The organism is Cupriavidus sp. 01T418, assembly GCF_056398885.1.
The window spans coordinates 1-19,524 of the sequence record NZ_JBFTQG010000043.1; the positions used below are offsets into that span (position 1 = coordinate 1).

A 19,524-nucleotide genomic window follows, 5' to 3' on the forward strand; every position below is an offset into this window, starting at 1 on the left:
GAGCTGTGCCGCACTTGCCGAAAACACGGCCAGCGCCAGCGACAGCATGACCATGAGGATCTGGCATCCGGAGATCAGTCTGGAACGAGTGCGAGTTGGCATATCTGTCTCAGTGTCGTGCGCTTGCGATTTGCTGGCCGGCGCACGGGACATTGCACCTGCGCGCCAGCAGTGTTTCTAGGGTCGGAAAACTTCCTGGATCAGAACCTTGGTGTTGGGGTTGGCACCATAGCCGATCGCCGAAATGCGGTACACATAGTTAATCGGGCCGGCCTTGATACTTCCAGGACTGCTGTCGGCGATCGGTTCGATCAGGTAGTGCGGCTGCGCGGCTACGCCACTCAGGGGCGGCGCGCCGGTGATCGCCCCCAGGATGACGGAGTGATCAGAGTCCTCGATATACTGGTTCCATACAGGCTGACCTGTTGTGGCCGCCGTGCAGAATCCCTTGAATCCGGTGTAGTCGCAAGTCGGTGTGGCACCCGTGGCACCGGCGATGCCACGCGTCGTGGTGATATCTATCCGGGCATCGCGCAACGCGGCCTCCGCAGCCTGCAAAGCGATATTCTGGTCGCGCGAGTTGCGGGCCATGCGTTCGCCGGAGGTGCTCAGCAGGCTGGATGACACGCCGACCAGCGTCAATATGACGAGGAAGAGCAGCACCACTACCAACGAGGCACCTGCCTGCCTGGATGCCGGTGCCTGCTTCATCCCGTTACAACCTTTCGAGGCTCGCAGCGTCATCTGCCTGATCTCAGTTCAATCGATTGCGCAAGGCCACGTAGTAGGTAAAGTGCTTGCGCAGACGACCGTCCGCAGGCACCACCGATACGCTGCCGGTATCATTGTTGGGAGCGATGTTGCCGGGCGCATATTCGGTGCCGAAGTGATTCACGGTTGCCGAGGCTGCTGTCACATTCGAACGGTTGGTGCCACGTATCACGACCGAGATCTGGGCAACCCTGACGTTCGCCATATTTGCCACGCCCGCTGGGACGTAGCGGTCTATGGAGAGGTCACCATCGGTATCCTCTCCGAACAACACCTGAAATTGTTCCACGCCTGGAAACAGGGGCACGGCATTGCCGTTGACGCTGCACTGCAGCCAGGGTTCGCCAGTGGTCACGTTTGTCACCACGGAATAGGTCTCAAAGACCAGCGTCCCATTCTGGGCCGCGGTGCCCGTGCAATCGACAATCGAGCCGTCGGCCGTTGCCGCGCCCGGCGTGGACGAACCGTAGAAACGAAAGGACAGCGTATCGCTGCTGTTCGTGCCCAGGTCATTGACCGCATCGATGATATTGGTGGCGGCGTCGAAGCGGTTCAGGGTGACATAGTCGGTATAGCCTGCCTGGCGCGCATCGCGCTGAAGCAATTGTCCGATGGCGCGCGCGCTCTCCTGAATCAGGGACAAATCGGACTGGGTGTCGTAGGACCTCAGCTGGCCGAGGTAGAGCGACGCGATAGCAATGATCAGTAGCATGCTGATGATCATCGAGACCATCAGTTCGACCAGCGTGAAGCCAGCGGAAACGCGCACTCTGCCTGGCCGGGTTGGGTTCATGGCACTAGTGTCGTCACGAAGAGGGACAGCGGGGGAGTAGCGGAAGTGCTTGTGGTACCGCTATGCGTCAGATCGTCCTGCCACCAGATCTTGACAACGTAGGGCGCGCCGGGCGCATTGTCGCACTGGGGATTCGCGGGTGTCCCACCGCCGGGGGTCGAGTCGATGCAGACGGTGCCATAGCCGCCGGGCAGGGCAGAGCCCACTTCGTCGAGCCAGACCTTGTAGCTTGTGGCCGCCATCTGCTGCGGGGTGCAGCCCGCGGCGCTGTAGCACGCCGCCGTTGGCGTCGCGCCGGGAAGATTGTAGTATCCGGCGATTTGAGCGGTTGCATTGCTCCTGACCTGGTCCGCAAGGTTGTACGCCAGCATGGTGGCAATGTTGCGCATGGAGGCGCTTCTGCCGTCGACCAGGGTCTGGGCCTGCAGTCGTGCCAGTGCCAGCACCCCGATCGACATGATCACGATCGCGATCAGGGCCTCGATCAGCGTGAAGCCAGCCAGGCGTCTGGCTGGCTGGGACGGGCGGCGAAGGTGAAGTGCGCGGCGTGCCATGGTTCAGGGGCAGGCAACGGATTGGACAATGGGGCGCCCGCTACCGGATAGCGACAGGGCAGTGCCGCTGACAGTGGTGGCGGCGGTGCAGAGCTTCCAGTTTGCGAATGCGTCCGGCGGACCGTAGCTATTGAAGCGGATGATGCCCGGGTTGGCGAAGCCGCTGGCTGTGTATGTGATGTACGTGCTGGGCGTGTCGCTGACGCGCAGCAGCTCTTTAGTCGCATCGATAAAGACAATGCGGCGGTCGCTCCAGTTGCTGGTGCAGGTGGAGCCGTCGGACGTCGGGCAGACTGTTACCCGCGTGTTGCGCCGGGCGGCTTCGCTGCGGGCCAGCTCAATATCGGCAACCAGTGCGCTCGATTCGGTTCGCAGCCGGGAGCGTTGCAGGAACGTGGAAAAGTTGGGAATCGCGGCAGCGGCCAGTATCCCCAAAATGCTCAGGGTGACCAATAGTTCGATCAGGGTAAGGCCATTCGCGAAGCGTGCGGGCCGAATGCTGGCAATGCGAGAGGTCAGGCGAGGAGGCTCAGCGGAGAAGCGGGCAATCTTGCACGATGATACTTGTGGGAATTGCCGGTCAACGCAGCACGGCCCGAGGCAGGCCGAGGGCGTGAGCTTGCTCTTGGTGCTGCGTGCACAGACGGTGCACGCGAACGCCGCCGGCGCGCCAAGCATGGCGTAGCCGGCTGCCCCCCGGCAGCTAGACTGACCCATTCTGACCCTCGTCCGAAAAATGCTTCGTTATTTTTTCTGTTTGCTCTGACCGGGCTTGTTCATTTTGTTGGAGTATCAGCCCCGGACGTCGGCGAAATCAATTTAATTACGTTTTGGCAATTTTTGCTACCCCTTTCGCGGGGTGGACGTTGAAAACTCATCCAGCATGTCGCGGAATTCCGACACGTCCTCGAAGCTCCGGTACACCGAAGCAAACCGGATATAAGCAATCTTGTCGAGCCTGCGCAGCTCGCGCATGACCAGTTCCCCGACCTGACTGCTTGGGATTTCCTTCTCTCCCAGCGCCAGTAGTTTTTCTTCGATACGGGTGATGGCGGCGTCAATCGCTTCGGCCGAGACCGGGCGCTTGCGCAACGCCAGGCGCATGGAGTCCTTCAGCTTGTCGCGGGTGTAGTCCGCGCGGGAGCCGTTTTTCTTGACGATGGCGGGGAAGAACAGTTCGATCCGCTCATAGGTGGTGAAGCGGCGGTCGCAGGATTCGCAGCGGCGGCGGCGGCGGACGGTATCGCCTTCCTCGGACATGCGCGTGTCCAGGACCTGGGTATTGGAATGGGCGCAAAAGGGGCATTTCATGCCTGACCACCTCGAAGTTTGAACCGGGGCGCGGGGCTGCGCATGCAGCGTCTTGTCATTCTGTGTCGCGCCGGGCTGGGTTGGCAAGGCTCGCCAGCGGCGCTCGCGCGCCGCGGCGGGTTGCCGGGCCACCCGCGCGTGGGCGGGTGGCGCAGGGGGGATCAGCCGATCAGCCGTAGACCGGGAAACGCTTGGTCAGGGCCGCCACTTGCTCGCGCACGGCGGCGATCCTGGCTTCGTCGTGCGGATTTTCCAGCACGTCGGCAACCAGGTTGGCCACCAGGCGGGCTTCTTCTTCCTTGAAGCCGCGCGTGGTCATGGCCGGGGAGCCCAGGCGGATGCCCGAGGTGACGAACGGCTTTTCCGGATCGTTGGGGATGGCGTTCTTGTTGACCGTGATGTGGGCCTCGCCCAGGACCTTCTCGGCTTCCTTGCCGGTGATCTTCTTGGCGCGCAGGTCGACCAGCATCACGTGGCTCTCGGTGCGGCCGGAGACGATGCGCAGGCCGCGCTCGATCAGGGTTTCGGCCATCACGCGGGCGTTCTTGACCACTTGCTGCTGGTAGGTCTTGAATTCGGGCGACAGGGCTTCCTTGAACGCCACCGCCTTGCCGGCGATCACGTGCATCAGCGGGCCGCCCTGGATGCCGGGGAAGATGGCCGAGTTGATGGCCTTCTCGTGCTCGGCCTTCATCAGGATCACGCCACCGCGCGGGCCGCGCAGGCTCTTGTGGGTGGTGGTGGTGACGAAGTCGGCGTGCGGCACCGGGTTGGGGTACTCGCCGGCGGCGATCAGGCCGGCGTAGTGGGCCATGTCGACCATGAACAGCGCGCCGACCGCCTTGGCAACCTTGGCGATGCGTTCGAAATCGATGCGCAGGGCGAAGGCCGAGGCGCCGGCGATGATCAGCTTGGGCTTCTTTTCATGGGCCAGCTTTTCCAGCGCGTCGTAGTCGATGTCTTCGTTGGCGTCCAGGCCGTAGCTCACCACGTTGAACCACTTGCCGCTCATGTTGAGCGCCATGCCGTGGGTCAGGTGGCCGCCTTCGGCCAGGCTCATGCCCATGATGGTGTCGCCCGGCTTCAGGGCGGCGAAGAACACGCCCTGGTTGGCCTGCGAACCAGAGTTGGGCTGCACGTTGGCGGCTTCGGCGCCGAACAGCTGCTTGACGCGGTCGATGGCCAACTGCTCGACCACGTCGACGTATTCGCAGCCACCGTAGTAGCGCTTGCCGGGATAGCCCTCGGCGTACTTGTTGGTCAGTTGCGAACCCTGGGCGGCCATCACGGCCGGCGAGGTGTAGTTCTCCGAGGCGATCAGTTCGATGTGCTCTTCCTGGCGCCGGTCTTCCTTCTGGATAGCGGCAAAAAGCTCGGGGTCGATCTGGTCGATCGTATAGCGGCTGCGTTCGAACATGGCGAAAACTCGTCTGAAAAAAGGGGGATCCGAATCGGCTTCGGGGTAGGGCGCGCGGGGAAGGCACATGCGACCGGCACCGGCAGCCATGGCTGATCCGGCGCAGGGCGCACCCTGCTTCCCATTCGCTGCCCAGGCGAGCGGCAGGCGCTTGATACATCGCGCCAGAGAAACTTGCGCTTCCTCGTGGTAGTGCCCACTGACTTCGCCAGTCGCGCAAGATGGAATGGTTGGCGGCAGTTTAACGCGAGGCGCTGGCCTGCTGCAAGACGGTCGAGGCAGGGCTTTAACCCGGAAGTCAACGGCTAGTCTGTCAGCCAATGTAATTGTTGTAATGTCAGGCAAGGGTTAACACCGGGTTTGGCCTGCAGTCCGCTACAATCGCGGCCATGAGCAACAATGTGTGGGCCTTGCGGGTGTACTGGGAAGACACCGACGCGGGCGGCGTAGTCTTCTACGCCAATTACCTGAAATTCTTCGAGCGTGCCCGGACCGAGTGGCTGCGCTCGCTTGGCGTCGAACAGCAAGCGCTGGCCGACGAGGCCGGCGTCGTCTTCATCGTCAGAAGCACGGCGGTGGACTACAATGCCCCCGCCCGTCTGGATGACTTGCTTGAGATCCGGACCCGGATTGAACGGGTCGGCCCAGCGTCTGTCCAATTCGCCCAAGAAGCCTGGCGTGGCGAGCAATTGCTGGCTACCGGCGCCATCCGGGTCGGATGTGTCGATCGCAGCACGTTTCGCCCGGCGCCCATTCCCGCTCCCGTCCTAGCAACCATCAAGACCGCTCGATGAATCCCGTGACCGTCACGCAAGACCTGTCGATTATTTCGCTGGTGCTGCACGCCAGTGTGCTGGCGCAGGCCGTCATGGCCCTGCTGCTGGTGATGTCCCTGTTCTCGTGGACTTATATCTTCCGCAAGCATTTCTCGCTGCGCTCGGCGCGCACCCAGACCGAGGGCTTCGAGCGCGACTTCTGGGCCGGCGGCGACCTGCAGGCCCTGTACCAGAGTGCGGCCAACAACCGCCACAGCACGGGCGCGCTGGAACGGATCTTCGAGTCCGGCATGGGCGAATACCTGAAGGCGCGTGAACGCAGCAACGAAGCCGGCGCACTGCTTGACGCGGCGCGGCGCGCCATGCGCGCGGCCTACCAGCGCGAGATGGATGTGATGGAATCGCACCTCCCGTTCCTGGCTTCGGTGGGCTCGGTCAGCCCGTATATCGGCTTGTTCGGCACGGTGTGGGGGATCATGAACGCCTTCCGTGGTTTGTCCAACGTGCAGCAAGCGACGCTTGCCGCGGTTGCCCCGGGCATTGCCGAGGCGCTGGTCGCCACCGCCATCGGCCTGTTTGCCGCGATTCCCGCCGTGATCGCGTACAACCGCTACGCTACCGAGGTGGATCGCCTGGCGATCCGCTTCGAGAGCTTCATGGAAGAATTCCTGAATATCCTGCAACGGCAGACCCGCTAAAGCGTAGCGCGCCGAAACCACCAACGTCATCGGTCAAGGAGAACCCTGCAATGGCAGCGATACAGCGCCGCGGCGGCTCGCGCCGCCGGGCCAGCGCCGACATCAACGTCGTGCCTTACATCGACGTGATGCTGGTGTTACTAGTCATCTTCATGGTGGCGGCACCGATCGTGAACCCTGCCGTGGTCGACCTGCCGAGCGTGGCCAATGCCGCGCAGCAGCAGAAGGCGCCGCCCATTGTGGTGACCGTGCACGAGGATGGCGGGCTGACCGCGCGCGGCAAGGATAATGCCGGCAATGCCTTCGAGCGCAAGCTCGACAAGCAGGGCCTGATCGATTTCGTGCACCAGCGCCAGAACGAGAATCCCGACCAGCCGGTGGTGATCGCCGCCGACCGCTCGGTCAGGTACGAGGCCGTGCTCGACGTGATGTCGGTGCTCAAGGCCGACGGCGTGAAGCGCGTCGGCCTGATGGTCAAGCCCAAGTAAGCGCCGCCGCCCGTCATGAAGACCGCCGCCTATCCTTATCAGCCGGCCCCGGAGCGGGGAACCCTGCGTTCCTTCCTGCTCGCGGTTTTCATGCATCTGCTGCTGGGCATCGTGCTGTATTTCGGCGTGCACTGGCAGAGCAGCACGCCCGTCGGCGCCGAAGCCGAGCTTTGGGACGAGATCCCCGCCACCATCGCGCCGACGCCGCCTCCCGCTGCGCGGCCCGCGCCCGCCCCCGAGCCGGTGGTGCAATCGCGCCCGGCGCCGCCCGCGCCCGCGGTGAAGTCCCGTGCCGAGGAAGACGCCGAGATTGCCCTGCAGCAGCAGAAGCGCCGCCAGGCCGAGGCCGCTGCCCGCGAGGAGGCACGCAAGCAGGCCGACCTGCGCGCGCGCCAGGAAGCCGAGCGGCAAGAGGCGGCTCGCAAGGAAGCCCAGCACAAGGAAGACCTGCGCCGCGAAGAGCAGAAGAAGGACGAACTCAAGAAGGAAGCCCAGCGCAAGGAAGACGCGCGCAAGCAGGCCGCCATCCAGCACGAGCAGCAGCGCAAGGAACAGGCCGAGCGCGAGCGCAGGGACGCCGATGCCAAGGCCCGTGCCGAGGCCGATGCCAAGGCGCGGGCCGAGGCGGAAGCAAAGGCGAAGGCCAACGCCGAGGCCAAGGCGGCAGCCACCGCCAAAGCCAACGCCGAAGCCAAGGCCGCAGCCACCACCAAAGCCAACGCCGAAGCCAAGGCTGCCGCCAACGCCAAAGCCAGGGCGGATGCCGATGCCAAGGCCAGGCGCGACGCCGCGGCCAGTGCCCAGCACCACAGCGAACTGGCACGCCTGCAGGCCCTGGCCGGTGGTTCGGGCGCTGCCGGTGGCGCTGGCGGGGTCGGCAGCAGCGCAGGCAGCGGTGCTGGCTCGGGCGGCAAGGCATCGCCCGGCTACCCGGATCGCGTGCGGCGCCGCGTCAAGCCGAATATCGTGTTCACCGAAGACGTGCCTGGCAATCCGGCCGCAGTGGTGTCGGTCCAACTCGCGCCGGATGGCTCCCTGATGTCCTCCCGGCTGGCCAGGTCCAGCGGCAATGCCGCCTGGGACAACGCGGTGTTGCGCGCCGTCGAGCGCTCGGACCCGCTGCCCCGCGACGAGAATGGCAAGGCGCCGGCCAGCTTCACTATCACTTTCACGCCGAAGGGCTAAGGGCGACGGGATACGGGTGACGGCGATGACGCGGAAAATGACAAAATGCAACAGATTGCAACCTACGTCGATCCACGGTAGTCCCAGGGCTAGGATGACAGGTTGCCTGACGCAGCCGGCAAATGTGCCTGGTGCACGCGATACGGGCATGCGACATGCCTTCCGTATGCCTGCCCGTACCACGGCTCCAGTTTGCCGGCCGCGCTCGATGAATATTGATCTCGACTGAGGAGCAGCATGCGAAAGCTTTGGGCCCCCCTTTGGCTAGCCGCACGGCGCCACAACATCCGCGCGCACGCCGTGCTTGCCTGGCTGGCAGTGGCGCTGGCCTGTTCGGCCGGCAGCGCACAGGCGCAACTGAACGTTGAAATCACCGGCGTGGGCGCGAGCCAGTTCCCGATCGCCACCGCCAACTTCCAGGGCGAAGCACAGGCTCCGCAAAATATCACCGCCATCATCCGCAGCGACCTGCAGCGCAGCGGGCGCTTTCGCAATGTCGATCCGGCCGGCGCCACCGTGGCCGAGTCCGCCAATGCCGACCTCGGCAGCTGGAAATCGCGCGGCGCCGACGCCTTCGTGGCCGGCAGCGTGACGCCCACCGGCAACGGCCAGTACGACGTGCGCTTCCGCCTCTACGACACCGTCAAGGGTCAGAGCCTTGGCGGCCTGGCTTTCACGGTTGGGGCTAACCAGCTGCGCGTCACCGGCCACAAGATCGCCGACTACATCTTCGAGAAGCTGCTGGGCGAGCGTGGCGTGTTTGCCACCCGCCTGTCCTATGTCTCGCGCGTGGGCGGACGCTTCCAGTTGCTGATCTCGGACTCCGACGGCCAGAACTCGCAGGTCGCGCTGACCAGCAACGAGCCCATCATCTCGCCTTCGTGGTCGCCCGACGGCACCAAGGTTGCCTACGTGTCCTTCGAGGCCAGGAAGCCCGTGGTCTACGTGCATGACCTGGCGACCGGCCGTCGCACGCTTGTGTCCAACCAGAAGGGCAACAACAGCGCGCCCTCCTGGTCGCCCGACGGCCAACGCCTGGCGGTGGCACTGTCGCGCGACGGCAATACCCAGATCTATCAGGTCAACGCCGATGGCTCCGGTCTCAAGCGCCTCACGCGCAGCAGCGCCATCGATACCGAGCCGCAATATGCGCCGGACGGCCACAACATCTACTTCACCAGCGATCGCGGCGGCGCGCCGCAGATCTACCGCATGCCGGCCAGCGGGGAAGAGGGCGGTGCAGCCCAGCGCGTGACCTTCAAGGGCAGCTACAACGTGAGCCCGCGCATTTCCCCGGACGGCAAGCAGCTGGCCTATATCACCCGCAGCGGTGGCTTCAAGCTGCAGTTGATGGACCTCGGCAACGGCGATGTCACCTCGCTGACCGACACCGCGAACGACGAGGCACCCAGCTTCGCCGCCAACGGCAAGTACATTCTTTATGCCACCCGGGTGGGAGGTCGCGCGGTGCTGGCGGCAGTGTCCACTGACGGGCGTACCCGGCAGGTTTTGTCGCTCCAGTCCGGCGAGGTTCGCGAGCCGTCCTGGGGCCCATTCATGCAATAAACGAGGAGTTCCTAGCCATGACCCAAACGATGATCAAAACCCTTGCCGTTGCCGCCCTGCTGACCCTCGGCGCTTGCAGCTCCGGCGTCAAGCTGGACAACACCGGCGCCGGTACCAAGGGGGGTACGCCTTCGGCCGACGCTCGCAACGTGGCGCCGGTCGACGTCTCGCGCGATCCGCTGAACGATCCGAACAGCCCGCTGGCCAAGCGCAGCGTGTACTTCGACTTCGACAGCTACAGCGTCAAGCCCGACTATCAGGGCATGCTGTCGGAGCACGCCAAGTATCTGGGCGGCAACAAGGGCCGCCGCATCCTGATCCAGGGCAACACCGACGAGCGCGGTACCAGCGAGTACAACCTGGCACTGGGCCAGAAGCGTGCCGAGGCTGTACGCCGCTCCATGTCCTCGCTGGGCGTGCCGGAAAGCCAGATGGAAGCCGTCAGCCTGGGCAAGGAAAAGCCCAAGGCGACCGGCCACGACGAAGCCTCGTGGGCGGAAAACCGCCGCGCGGATATCACGTACTAATCTGCGGATAGTCACCCCATGAAAGCACGCGTCTCCAAATTGGTGTTGCTCACCGCGATGTCTTGCGCCAGCCTGCTGCCGTTGGCACAGGCGCGGGCCGGCGTGTTCGACGATGACGAGGCGCGCAAAGCCATCGTGAACATGCGGGACCAGTTCAACGGATTCCAGGCAACGGCGTCGCAGCGCATCGACCAGAACAGCCGCGCGCAGCTCGAGATGCAGAACCAGCTCGAGGGYCTGCGCCAGGAAGTGGCGCGGCTGCGCGGCCAGAACGAGATGCTGCAGAATGAGGTGACCACGCTGCAGAAGCAGCAGAAGGACTACTACGCCGACCTCGATGCGCGCCTGAAGAAGTTCGAGCCGCAGCAGGTTACCGTGGATGGCCGGGAAGGGCTGTCGCAGCCCGGCGAGAAGACGGAGTACGATGCCGCGCTCAAGCAGTTCCAGACCGGGGACTTCAAGGGCGCCGGCAGCGTCTTCTCTGCCTTCATCAAGAAGTACCCGCAAAGCCCGTATGTCCCGCTGGCGCAGTACTGGCTAGGCAACTCGCTGTATGCGCAGCGGGATTACCGCGGTTCGACCTCGGTGCTGCAGAACATGGTGCAGGCCTATCCGGATCACCCCAAGGTGCCGGATGCGCTGATCGCCATCGCCAACAACCAGATCGAATCGGGGCAAAAGCCCGCGGCCCGCAGGACCCTGGAGCAGGTGGTAGCCAAATACCCCGGTACCGAGGGCGCGCAGGCAGCGAGCAATCGCCTCAAGACGCTGAAGTAAGCGCCGCGCCGGCACCTGAGCCGGTGGCAGACTGAAAGACGAAGGCCCGCTTGCGCGGGCCTTTTGTCGTGGGCGCGCTAAAATACACGATTCGCCTCGAATTTTTGCGTGGTGCCGCCAGGCGCYGCGCCCTGCCATCATGAAAAAACGCGCTATCGTCCTGCTTTCCGGCGGCCTCGACTCCGCCACCGTCCTTGCCATGGCCAACGCGCAGGGCTTCGAGACCTACGCGCTGTCGATGCGCTATGGCCAGCGCCACTCCTCGGAACTGGAAGCCGCCAAGCGCGTGGCCGCCGCCCTCGGCGCGGTGCGCCACGAAATCATCGACCTCGACCTGCGCCGCTTCGGCGGCTCGGCCCTGACCGACGACAGCCTGGATGTGCCCACCGACGGCGCGGTCGGCGGGATTCCCATCACCTACGTGCCGGCCCGCAATACCATCATGCTCTCGCTGGCGCTGGGCTGGGCCGAGGCCGTTGGCGGCCGCGACCTGTTCTTCGGCGCCAACGCGGTCGATTACTCCGGCTATCCGGATTGCCGGCCCGAATACGTGTCCGCCTACGAGACGCTCGCCAACCTGGCCACCAAGGCCGGCGTGGAAGGCGAGCGCATCCGCGTGCATGCGCCCATCATCGACATGACCAAGGGCGAGATCATCCGCGCCGGCGTCAGGCTCGGGGTGGACTACGGCATGACGGTGTCGTGCTACAAGGCAGACGACGACGGCCGTGCCTGTGGCGTTTGCGATTCCTGCCGCATCCGCCGCGCGGGTTTCGAGGCCGCCGGCGTGCCCGATCCCACCCGTTACCAGGACACCGCCTGAGGGTGGCCGCAACGAGCGCGCGCCTGTTCGCTTGTTGCGTTGCGCGCTCGCCCTTGACACCGCACTCACCCGTTCCGTTTCCCCCGCCGGACACCCATGCCCGATATCGATATTGCCGCACTCAGCCATACCATCCTGGCGAGTACCTTCGTCCTGACCTTTCTGTTTGGGGTGGTGCTCCAGCGGACACATTTCTGCACCATGGGCGCGGTTTCCGACGTCGTCAACATGGGCGACTGGAGCCGCATGCGCATGTGGGCGCTGGCCATCGGCGTGGCCATGATCGGCACCGCCGCGCTGGCCGCGGGCGGCTACATCGATCCCACCAAGACCATCTACGCCGCCAGCAAGCTCAGCTGGCTATCCGCCCTGGTGGGCGGGCTGATGTTCGGCTTCGGCATGGTGCTGGCCTCGGGCTGCGGCAGCAAGACGCTGGTGCGCATCGGCGCGGGCAACCTGAAATCGCTGGTGGTGTTCATGTTCCTCGGGCTGTCCGCCTACATGACGCTGCGCGGCCTGTTTGGCGTGATCCGCGTGAATACGGTCGATGCGGTGGCGCTCACGCTGCCCACCACCCAGGACCTGCCCTCCGTGCTGGCGCATGCCAGCGGCATGGCGCGCGGCACGCTTCAAGTCGGCATCGCGCTGGTGCTGGGCGGTGCGCTGGTGACCTGGGCGCTGGCGGGACGCGGCTTCCGTACCTTCGATAACCTCTTGGGCGGCCTGGCAGTGGGGCTCATCATCGTGGCGATGTGGTACGTCTCGGGTCACCTTGGCTATGTGGCCGAAGATCCCAACACGCTCGAGGAACTGTTCGTCGGCACCAACAGCGGCCGCATGGAGAGCCTGAGCTTCGTCGCGCCGTATGCCTACACGCTCGACTGGCTGATGATGTTCAGCGACAAGAGCAAGGTGCTGACCATCGGCATCGTCAGCGTGCTTGGCGTGGTGGCCGGCGCCGCCGCCTATGCGCTGGTGACCCGCACCTTCCGCTGGGAAGGCTTCGGCGGTGCCGAGGACGTCGGCAACCATCTGGTGGGCGGCATCCTGATGGGCGTGGGCGGCGTGACCGCCCTCGGCTGCACCATCGGCCAGGGCCTGTCAGGCGTATCCACGCTGGCGATCGGCTCATTTATCGCGCTGGCCGGCATCCTGGCCGGCTCGTTGCTGGGCTTCCGCTATCAGATATGGCGGCTTGAGCGCATGATCTAGCACGAACTTCCGGCGGGTTAAGGTTGACTTTGCGGCCAAGATCTTCCTATAATCGCGGCTTCAGTTTTTCCGGGTCGTTAGCTCAGTCGGTAGAGCAGCGGACTTTTAATCCGTTGGTCGCGTGTTCGAGTCACGCACGACCCACCAGCATTGCGAAAAGGCGTAGCGGGCGACCGCTACGCCTTTTTGTTTTGGTGACCTGGTCAGAAAAACAGCCGGCAGGGAACAATCCAGCAGCGATCAGCCCTGCATTGCCAGATGCCTGGCAAGAAACGCTTCCATCGCCTCGTAGAAGTCGAAGCGGTTTTCCTCGTTGTGGAAGCCGTGGCCCTCGTTTTCCTTGAGCAGGTACTCCACATCCACACCGCGCGCGCGCAGTGCCTCGACAATCTGGTCGCTCTCGGCCTGCTTGACGCGCGGATCGTTGGCGCCTTGCGCAACCAGCAGCGGCGTGCGGATCCGGTCCGCGAAGAACACCGGCGAGGCATCGTGCATGGCCTGGCGGTCGGTTTCGTCGTTGGGGTTGCCGATCATCTCGTACAGCATGTCGAGCATCGGCGTCCAGTACGCAGGGATGGTCTCCAGCAGCGTGAACAGGTTCGACACGCCGACGTAGTCGATGGCCGCGGCGTAGCGGTCCGGCGTGAACGCGACGCCGGCAAGCGTCGCATAGCCGCCATAGCTGCCGCCAAAGATCGCGATGCGCTTCGGGTCCACGGTGCCCTGCGCGACGAGCCAGTCGACGCCGTCGTCGATATCGTGCTGCATCGTCTTGCCCCACTGCTTGAAGCTCGCCTCCCAGAACTTGCGGCCGTAGCCGGTCGAGCCGCGGAAGTTGATCTGCAGCACCGCGTAGCCGCGGTTCGCCAGCAGTTGCACCTCGGGGTTGAAGCCCCAGTCGTCGCGCGTCCAGGGGCCGCCGTGGGGGTTGACCACGAGCGGCAGGCCCCGGGGCGCGGCCTCTCCGGCGGCGGCGACCGGCAGCGTCAGGTAGCCGTGGATCCGCAGGCCGTCGCGCGAGGTGAACTGGATCGGCTGCATGGCGGCCATATCGGCTTCATCGAGCCACGGCAGTACCTTGCCAAGCGTGACCAGCTTGCGCGTGCCGCTGTCGTACAGGTAGCGCGTGCCCGCGGTCTTGTCGCTCGACGCGGAGACGATCATGCGGGTTTCGTCGCGCGTGAGGCTGGTGATGTGGTGCTCGTAGCCCGGCAGCTGCCGTTCCAGCTCGGCATGGATCTGCTCGGCGTGCGCGTCGAAGAAATGCCGGTGCGTCTTCCAGTCGGTGTACCAGGCGGCGCTCAGCACGCGGCGGTGGCGCGAGTAGCTCAGGCCGCCGGCATCGACTGCATCGTGCTCGAAGACCAGCCGGCCTTCCTGCGCCGTCTGCGGATCGAATTCGAAGATGGCCAGCTTGTCGCGGCCGCGGTTCGATTGCACATACAGCTGCTTGTTGTCGAAGGTGAAGAACAGCGGCGCGACCGTCTCGCGGAAATCGGTGGTCAGGATCGGGCGGAACGCCTGGTCCTCGGCGTCGCGATAGAGCAGGGTGGTATTCACGCCGTCGCTGGCGGTCGCCACGCGCAGGCGGCCCGCATGATCTGTGCCCCAGCTCATCACATTGCCGGGGTTCTCGGCGATCTGCACCGATTCGCCGGTCACCACGTCGACGCGCAGCACATCGAACACCTGCGGGTCGCGCTTGTTGTGCGACAGCAGGATATGCCGCTCGTCGTCCTCGAGGTCGTCGACGATCTCCGCCCGCACGCCCGGGTAGGGCGTCAGGTCGACCGGATCGCCGCCATCGATTGGCACCGACAGCACGTGGAAATTCTCGTCGCCGCCAAAATCTTTCGCATAGAGGATGTGCGCGTTGCCTTTCCAGGTGTGAAAGGGCAGGTCGCGCTCGGTTTCGCGGGTCAGCGGGCGGGCCTCGCCCAGCAGGTTGCCGTCAGCATCGATGGCTTGCACGAAGATGTTCTGGCGCCCCTCGTGCCTGGCGAGAAACGACAGGTGACGGCCATCCGGCGAAATCGAGAACTGGGAACGCTCCGGCTTGCGGAACAGTTCACGCACGCTGTAGTGCTTTGCCTTCGCGGGTGCCTGCGCACCGGATGTCTGTTGGTCTTGACGCAATGTTCACTCCTTGGTGGATTCGGGGCCGGCAACGGCGGCTACGCCCGGTGCCGGCGCGGGCGGCGCTGGATCCTTGTCCTGGGCGGCCTCCCGGCGCTCGATTTCATCGCGCGTCGAGGTGGAGAGGTCCCAGCTGGCGATAAACAGCGCGGCGATCAGCGGGCCGATGACGAAGCCATTGATCCCGAACAGCGCCATGCCGCCCAGCGTGGAGATCAGCACCACCCAGTCGGGCATGCGGGTGTCCTTGCCGACCAGGATGGGGCGCAGCACGTTATCCACCGTGCCGATCACCAGCACGCAGAAGCCGATCAGGATCGAGCCGTTGCCTATAGCGCCGGTCAGCAGGAAATAGATCGCTACCGGTCCCCAGACCAGGGCCGCGCCCACGGCCGGCAGCAGCGACAGGAAGGCCATCAGCACGCCCCAGAGCAGCGCGCCCTGGATGCCGAGTATCCAGAAGATCAGGCCGCCCAGTGCGCCCTGCACCGCGGCTACCACGATATTGCCTTTGACGGTAGCACGGGCCACGGTGGTGAACTTGCGCAGCAGGTGTTGCTTTTGGGGCTCGCTCAAAGGGATGGCCCGCATGATCAGCCGCGAAATCTGCGGACCATCGCGCAGCAGGAAGAACAGCAGGTACAGCATCACGCCGAAGCTGACCATGAACTGAAAGGTGTTCTGCCCGATGCTGAGCGCCTGCGTGGCGATGATCTGGCTGGCCTGGGCGGCGCTTTTGGTGAGTTTCTGCTGCAGGTCGCTGAGTTCGGTGAGCCCGAAGCGATCCAGCACCCGTCCCACCGAAGGCGGCAGCGCGTGCACGGCCTTCTGGAAGAAGGCGCCGAAGTTCAGCTGCCCCGACCTGATCTGCTGGTAGACCGTGCTGCCCTCCTGTATCAGGGAGCCGGTGACGAAGATCAGCGGCAGCACCACGATCAGCATGCACAGCGTCAGCGTGGCCAGCGACGCCAGGTTGCGCCGGCCGCCCATGCGGCGGGTCAGCCAGTTGTTGAGCGGCGTGAAGATGATGGCCAGGATGGTGCCCCAGAACACCGCGCCAAAGAAGGGCCAGAGGACAAGGCAAAAGGCGATCGAGACTACCGCCAGGAGCAGGTAGAACGCTTTCTGTTGCATATCCGCGCGTTGGGTCATTGCGCTTTCACCTCTGCATCAGGTTGCCTGTGCGCCGCGCGCCGAGGCGCATCGCGCACGCCGCGGGGCGGCGTGCTCCCGGAGCGCAAGGCCGGTGTGCCGGATGGCCTTGCCTGGGAGGATTGCGGGGCTAGCGTCCCAGCGGGTCGCGCAATCCGGTATCGGTATCGGTGGCGGGCGGAGTTTGCCGGGCGGCTGCCGCGCTGCCTTTCTGCCAGGTTTGATAAGCCCAGTAAACGGCCCCGGCCAGCATGCCGACCTTGGAGGCCTTCCAGGTCCAGCGCAGCACCGGCGTCTTGCGCAGCAACGGCAGCGCCAGGGATACGGCCGCGCTGAGCAGCGGGTAGTCCTTGGCCAGCCCCAGCAGCTTGAGCCAGGAGTTGGGCCTGATCAAGCGCGGCAGCCAGGCGCTGAACCGGCCGAGCCGGACCGCGTTGTCCCGCAAGTGGTGGAGTGCCTGGGCGCAGTCGTAGCGTTCCAGCGCGGCGCGCGTGATCAGCAGTTCCTTGCGCACGGCGAGGGGCAGGCGCACCTCGCCTGAGAAACGCACGGGGCGCCGATGCTCCCGGTGGGGGGTGCCGGCCACGTGTTGCGCGGGCTCGCTGGGTGTATTCGGGTTGCTCATCGGCGCAGGATCTCCCGGTCTTTATCGATCTCGGCCAGCGTGGCCTCGAACAGGGGCGGGGCATTGCGCGCCAGGTGGCGGGCGATCAGCAGGCAGGCCGCGCAGGCGGCCAGGTAGAACGCGATCAGCACGCAGAGGGCCTGCCAGCGGTAAGTGTCCCAGAACAGGATGGCGATCAGTACGGTCAGCGTGAGCATGGCCAGGCCAAAGAACACCAGGCCGAAACAGGCCAGCAAGGCCATCTTCATCAGCCGCGTGCGCTCTTCCGCGAGTTCCACGCTGGCAAGTTCGAGGCGCGTCTGCACCATCGCCGCCAATGATCCTGCAAGGCTGCGCAAGGCATCCATAAACTTGGGGGAAGAGGTGGGGTCGCTCATGCAATTCCGGCGAAGGCGTGCAGCGGCAAGGCGCTGCACCATCTGCAGACGGGTAGCCTCGCCACCGGTCTCGGACCACGGGCGGGACTATGCCCGGCACCGCCTCGCGAGCTACGGCGGGCTGGGTGCGGGGCCTTATGGTTCATACGCCAGGCTGGTGGCCTTGCGAATTACTTGCGGTTCAGCAGCAGGCCGATCAGCAGGCCAACACCGGCAGCCACGCCGACGGCGCGCCAGGGGTGGTCGTGTACGTAGTCGTCGGTGGCGCGTGCGGCCGCCTTGCTCTTGGTGACTACTGCGTCTTGCAGGTCCTGGGCCTTTTCCTTGGCTTGTTTCAGCAGGCCCATGCCGCGTTCGCGCAGTTCGGCAGCTTTCTCGCCGGTGGTCGAGGCCGCTTGCTTAAGCAGTTCTTCGGCATCGGACAAAACGGTCTTGACATCGCTCATCAGTTTCTCCTGTTTGCGGGCGGTGGTTTCGGATTGTGACATTTTGCCTTCCTCGCACGTTGTCGGGCAGCTTCTCGCCCTCTTTACTAGCATATGCGGGGAACCGCCGTGGTTTCAACACCACGAGTCCGACACCCTGTGTAGGACGGTGACGCAGGACAAAGGTCTTAATGCACAAAGGTGATTTTGTAGTGACTTTATATTCGTTTTGGTTGGATCGCAATCTCGCTGCACTGGTTCAACCCGAATTTGCGCTCTTGAGGACATAACTATGACCCTGAGTCCTGGCGACATCGCACCGGATTTCGAGTCGACAGCCATGGCGTGGCCACGCCGGGCAACTGGCAGGACGGCGGACGATGTGGTGGTTGTGCGCTCGCTGAAGGACGAGGCAGTGACAGGGCGGAAGTTTTCGAAGGGGTATACAGCCGTGCGGCCTTGCCTGCGGCTGACGCCGCAACCCTGCAAGTAAGCGACAGGCCGGCCGGGGACGCCGGCCGGCCTGTGCTGTAAAACGATGGTCGCGCCCGTCGTCTCCCCTTGGTCGTGTGCCTGGCCCGGCTTCGCAGCCGGATTTTTTATTTCTACGGGAGAACGGGCGGCTCCGGCGGGCGGACTTTAGAAGAACGCCTGGATGCCGGTCTGGGCACGGCCCAGGATCAGCGCGTGGATGTCATGGGTGCCTTCGTAGGTGTTGACCACTTCGAGGTTGACCACGTGACGGATCACGCCGTACTCGTCCGAGATGCCGTTGCCGCCGAGCATGTCGCGCGCGACGCGGGCGATGTCGAGCGACTTGCCGCAGGAGTTGCGCTTCATGATCGAGGTGATTTCCACTGCGGCGGTGCCCTCGTCCTTCATGCGGCCCAGGCGCAGGCAGCCTTGCAGGGCCAGCGTGATCTCGGTCTGCATGTCGGCCAGCTTTTTCTGCACCAGTTGGGTGGCTGCCAGCGGGCGGCCGAACTGCTTGCGGTCCAGCGTGTACTGGCGCGCGGTGTGCCAGCAGAATTCGGCGGCGCCCAGTGCGCCCCAGGCGATGCCGTAGCGGGCCGAGTTCAGGCAGGTGAAGGGACCCTTCAGGCCGGACACGCCCGGCATCAGGTTCTCTTCCGGCACGAACACCTGGTCCATGACGATTTCACCGGTGATCGAGGTGCGCAGGCCGACCTTGCCATGGATGGCGGGAGCCGACAGGCCCTTCCAGCCCTTTTCCAGGATAAAGCCGCGAATGGCTTCCTTGCCGTCGTCGCCGACCAGCTTGCCCCACACCACGAACACATCGGCGATCGGCGAATTGGTGATCCACATCTTGGCGCCGGTGAGCTCATAGCCGCCCGCCACCTTCTTGGCGCGCGTGACCATGGAGCCCGGGTCCGAGCCATGGTCGGGTTCGGTCAGGCCGAAGCAGCCGATCCATTCGCCGGTGGCCAGCTTGGGCAGGTATTTCTGTTTTTGCGCTTCGCTGCCGAATTCGTAGATCGGCACCATCACCAGCGACGACTGCACGCTCATCATCGAGCGGTAGCCCGAATCCACACGCTCCACTTCACGCGCGACCAGGCCGTATGCCACGTAGTTCAGGCCGGGGCCGCCGTATTGCTCGGGAATGGTGGGGCCGAGCAGGCCGAGCTCACCCATCTCGCGGAAGATCTCGATGTCGGTCTTCTCGTTGCGGAACGATTGCAGCACGCGGGGGGCGAGCTTGTCCTGGCAGTAGGCCTGGGCAGCGTCGCGAATCGCGCGCTCGTCGGCGCTCAGTTGCTGGTCCAGCAACAGCGGGTCAGTCCAGTTGAATTCGGCATTGGCAGCCATGTTACGTCTCCTTCGATAGTGCAGTTCGTAGTGCAGTTCGGCATGGGCGGCCGCGCGGGCCGGCCCGGGATCGATCAG

The 19,524-nt window shown here is 64.6% G+C and carries 21 protein-coding genes, 1 tRNA gene, 1 pseudogene and 1 riboswitch; of the genes and pseudogenes, 11 read left to right on the forward strand and 12 right to left on the reverse strand.

Features of this window, described 5'->3' with window-relative positions; translation table 11 throughout:
* Positions 1–177: 177 nt before the first annotated feature.
* The 6 genes from AC1DQ3_RS28760 to glyA form a co-directional block, all read right to left on the reverse strand.
* On the reverse strand, positions 178–744 hold the full coding sequence (locus AC1DQ3_RS28760; protein WP_477123549.1) for a pilus assembly PilX family protein: 567 nt from the start codon (positions 742–744) through the stop codon (positions 178–180).
* Positions 745–754: 10 nt separating this feature from the next.
* Complete coding sequence (locus tag AC1DQ3_RS28765; RefSeq protein ID WP_477123550.1) at positions 755–1,564, reverse strand: PilW family protein; 810 nt, start codon at positions 1,562–1,564, stop codon at positions 755–757.
* Positions 1,561–2,118, reverse strand: a complete 558-nt coding sequence (gene pilV / locus AC1DQ3_RS28770; protein WP_477123551.1) for a type IV pilus modification protein PilV — start codon at positions 2,116–2,118, stop codon at positions 1,561–1,563. Before pilV ends, AC1DQ3_RS28765 begins: the two co-directional genes overlap by 4 nt.
* Positions 2,119–2,121: 3 nt before the next feature.
* The gene (locus AC1DQ3_RS28775; protein ID WP_477123552.1) at positions 2,122–2,796 is read right to left on the reverse strand and encodes a GspH/FimT family pseudopilin; all 675 of its coding nucleotides are present in this window, start codon (positions 2,794–2,796) and stop codon (positions 2,122–2,124) included.
* Between the two features lie 165 nt (positions 2,797–2,961).
* Positions 2,962–3,429 (reverse strand): transcriptional regulator NrdR, encoded by a 468-nt coding sequence (gene nrdR / locus AC1DQ3_RS28780; RefSeq protein WP_477123553.1) that lies wholly within the window; start codon positions 3,427–3,429, stop codon positions 2,962–2,964.
* A 169-nt stretch (positions 3,430–3,598) separates the two neighbouring features.
* Positions 3,599–4,846, reverse strand: coding sequence for a serine hydroxymethyltransferase (gene glyA / locus AC1DQ3_RS28785; protein ID WP_477123554.1), 1,248 nt, complete (start codon positions 4,844–4,846; stop codon positions 3,599–3,601).
* 123 nt (positions 4,847–4,969) lie between these two features.
* Positions 4,970–5,072, reverse strand: a riboswitch (ZMP/ZTP riboswitch).
* 163 nt (positions 5,073–5,235) lie between these two features.
* Between glyA and ybgC the strand changes: the two genes are divergently transcribed.
* The 10 genes from ybgC (at position 5,236) to AC1DQ3_RS28835 (ending at position 13,045) form a co-directional block, all read left to right on the forward strand.
* Entirely contained in the window at positions 5,236–5,640 is a 405-nt protein-coding gene (ybgC, locus tag AC1DQ3_RS28790; protein ID WP_477123555.1) for a tol-pal system-associated acyl-CoA thioesterase, read from the forward strand.
* Positions 5,637–6,320: a protein TolQ gene (gene tolQ / locus AC1DQ3_RS28795; RefSeq protein ID WP_477123556.1), complete on the forward strand. Its 684-nt coding sequence runs from the start codon at positions 5,637–5,639 to the stop codon at positions 6,318–6,320. The genes ybgC and tolQ overlap by 4 nt, the downstream gene beginning before the upstream one ends.
* Positions 6,321–6,370: 50 nt before the next feature.
* Entirely contained in the window at positions 6,371–6,808 is a 438-nt protein-coding gene (gene tolR, locus AC1DQ3_RS28800; RefSeq protein WP_477123557.1) for a protein TolR, read from the forward strand.
* A 15-nt stretch (positions 6,809–6,823) separates the two neighbouring features.
* Complete coding sequence (gene tolA / locus AC1DQ3_RS28805; protein WP_477123558.1) at positions 6,824–7,993, forward strand: cell envelope integrity protein TolA; 1,170 nt, start codon at positions 6,824–6,826, stop codon at positions 7,991–7,993.
* 237 nt (positions 7,994–8,230) lie between these two features.
* Positions 8,231–9,559: a Tol-Pal system beta propeller repeat protein TolB gene (gene tolB / locus AC1DQ3_RS28810; RefSeq protein ID WP_477123559.1), complete on the forward strand. Its 1,329-nt coding sequence runs from the start codon at positions 8,231–8,233 to the stop codon at positions 9,557–9,559.
* A 17-nt stretch (positions 9,560–9,576) separates the two neighbouring features.
* Positions 9,577–10,086: a peptidoglycan-associated lipoprotein Pal gene (gene pal / locus AC1DQ3_RS28815; RefSeq protein WP_477123560.1), complete on the forward strand. Its 510-nt coding sequence runs from the start codon at positions 9,577–9,579 to the stop codon at positions 10,084–10,086.
* Positions 10,087–10,104: 18 nt separating this feature from the next.
* Positions 10,105–10,863 carry a tol-pal system protein YbgF gene (gene ybgF / locus AC1DQ3_RS28820; protein WP_477123561.1) on the forward strand — a complete coding sequence of 253 codons (759 nt, stop codon included), beginning with the start codon at positions 10,105–10,107 and terminating at the stop codon, positions 10,861–10,863.
* Positions 10,864–11,002: 139 nt separating this feature from the next.
* Complete coding sequence (queC, locus tag AC1DQ3_RS28825) at positions 11,003–11,686, forward strand: 7-cyano-7-deazaguanine synthase QueC (protein WP_477123562.1); 684 nt, start codon at positions 11,003–11,005, stop codon at positions 11,684–11,686.
* Positions 11,687–11,782: 96 nt separating this feature from the next.
* Complete coding sequence (locus AC1DQ3_RS28830) at positions 11,783–12,898, forward strand: YeeE/YedE family protein (protein WP_477123563.1); 1,116 nt, start codon at positions 11,783–11,785, stop codon at positions 12,896–12,898.
* Between the two features lie 71 nt (positions 12,899–12,969).
* Positions 12,970–13,045 (forward strand) — tRNA-Lys (locus tag AC1DQ3_RS28835).
* 93 nt (positions 13,046–13,138) lie between these two features.
* Here the strand turns inward: AC1DQ3_RS28835 and AC1DQ3_RS28840 are convergent.
* From AC1DQ3_RS28840 to AC1DQ3_RS28860, 5 genes are all read right to left on the reverse strand, one after another.
* Positions 13,139–15,034 carry a S9 family peptidase gene (locus AC1DQ3_RS28840; protein ID WP_477123564.1) on the reverse strand — a complete coding sequence of 632 codons (1,896 nt, stop codon included), beginning with the start codon at positions 15,032–15,034 and terminating at the stop codon, positions 13,139–13,141.
* Positions 15,035–15,037: 3 nt separating this feature from the next.
* On the reverse strand, positions 15,038–16,186 hold the full coding sequence (locus AC1DQ3_RS28845; RefSeq protein WP_477123565.1) for an AI-2E family transporter: 1,149 nt from the start codon (positions 16,184–16,186) through the stop codon (positions 15,038–15,040).
* A gap of 130 nt (positions 16,187–16,316) precedes the next feature.
* A complete protein-coding gene (locus AC1DQ3_RS28850) occupies positions 16,317–16,811 on the reverse strand; it encodes a DUF3318 domain-containing protein (protein ID WP_477123566.1) in 495 nt (164 codons plus the stop codon).
* Complete coding sequence (locus tag AC1DQ3_RS28855; RefSeq protein ID WP_477123567.1) at positions 16,808–17,188, reverse strand: phage holin family protein; 381 nt, start codon at positions 17,186–17,188, stop codon at positions 16,808–16,810. The genes AC1DQ3_RS28850 and AC1DQ3_RS28855 overlap by 4 nt, the downstream gene beginning before the upstream one ends.
* 170 nt (positions 17,189–17,358) lie before the next feature.
* A complete protein-coding gene (locus AC1DQ3_RS28860) occupies positions 17,359–17,676 on the reverse strand; it encodes an ElaB/YgaM/YqjD family protein (RefSeq protein WP_324291756.1) in 318 nt (105 codons plus the stop codon).
* Between the two features lie 270 nt (positions 17,677–17,946).
* Between AC1DQ3_RS28860 and AC1DQ3_RS28865 the strand changes: the two are divergent.
* Positions 17,947–18,106: pseudogene (locus AC1DQ3_RS28865) on the forward strand (peroxidase); the annotation flags it as partial.
* Positions 18,107–18,252: 146 nt separating this feature from the next.
* On the opposite strand, the gene AC1DQ3_RS28870 reads toward AC1DQ3_RS28865, so the two are convergent.
* The gene (locus tag AC1DQ3_RS28870; RefSeq protein ID WP_477123568.1) at positions 18,253–19,446 is read right to left on the reverse strand and encodes an acyl-CoA dehydrogenase; all 1,194 of its coding nucleotides are present in this window, start codon (positions 19,444–19,446) and stop codon (positions 18,253–18,255) included.
* Positions 19,447–19,524: the final 78 nt, after the last annotated feature.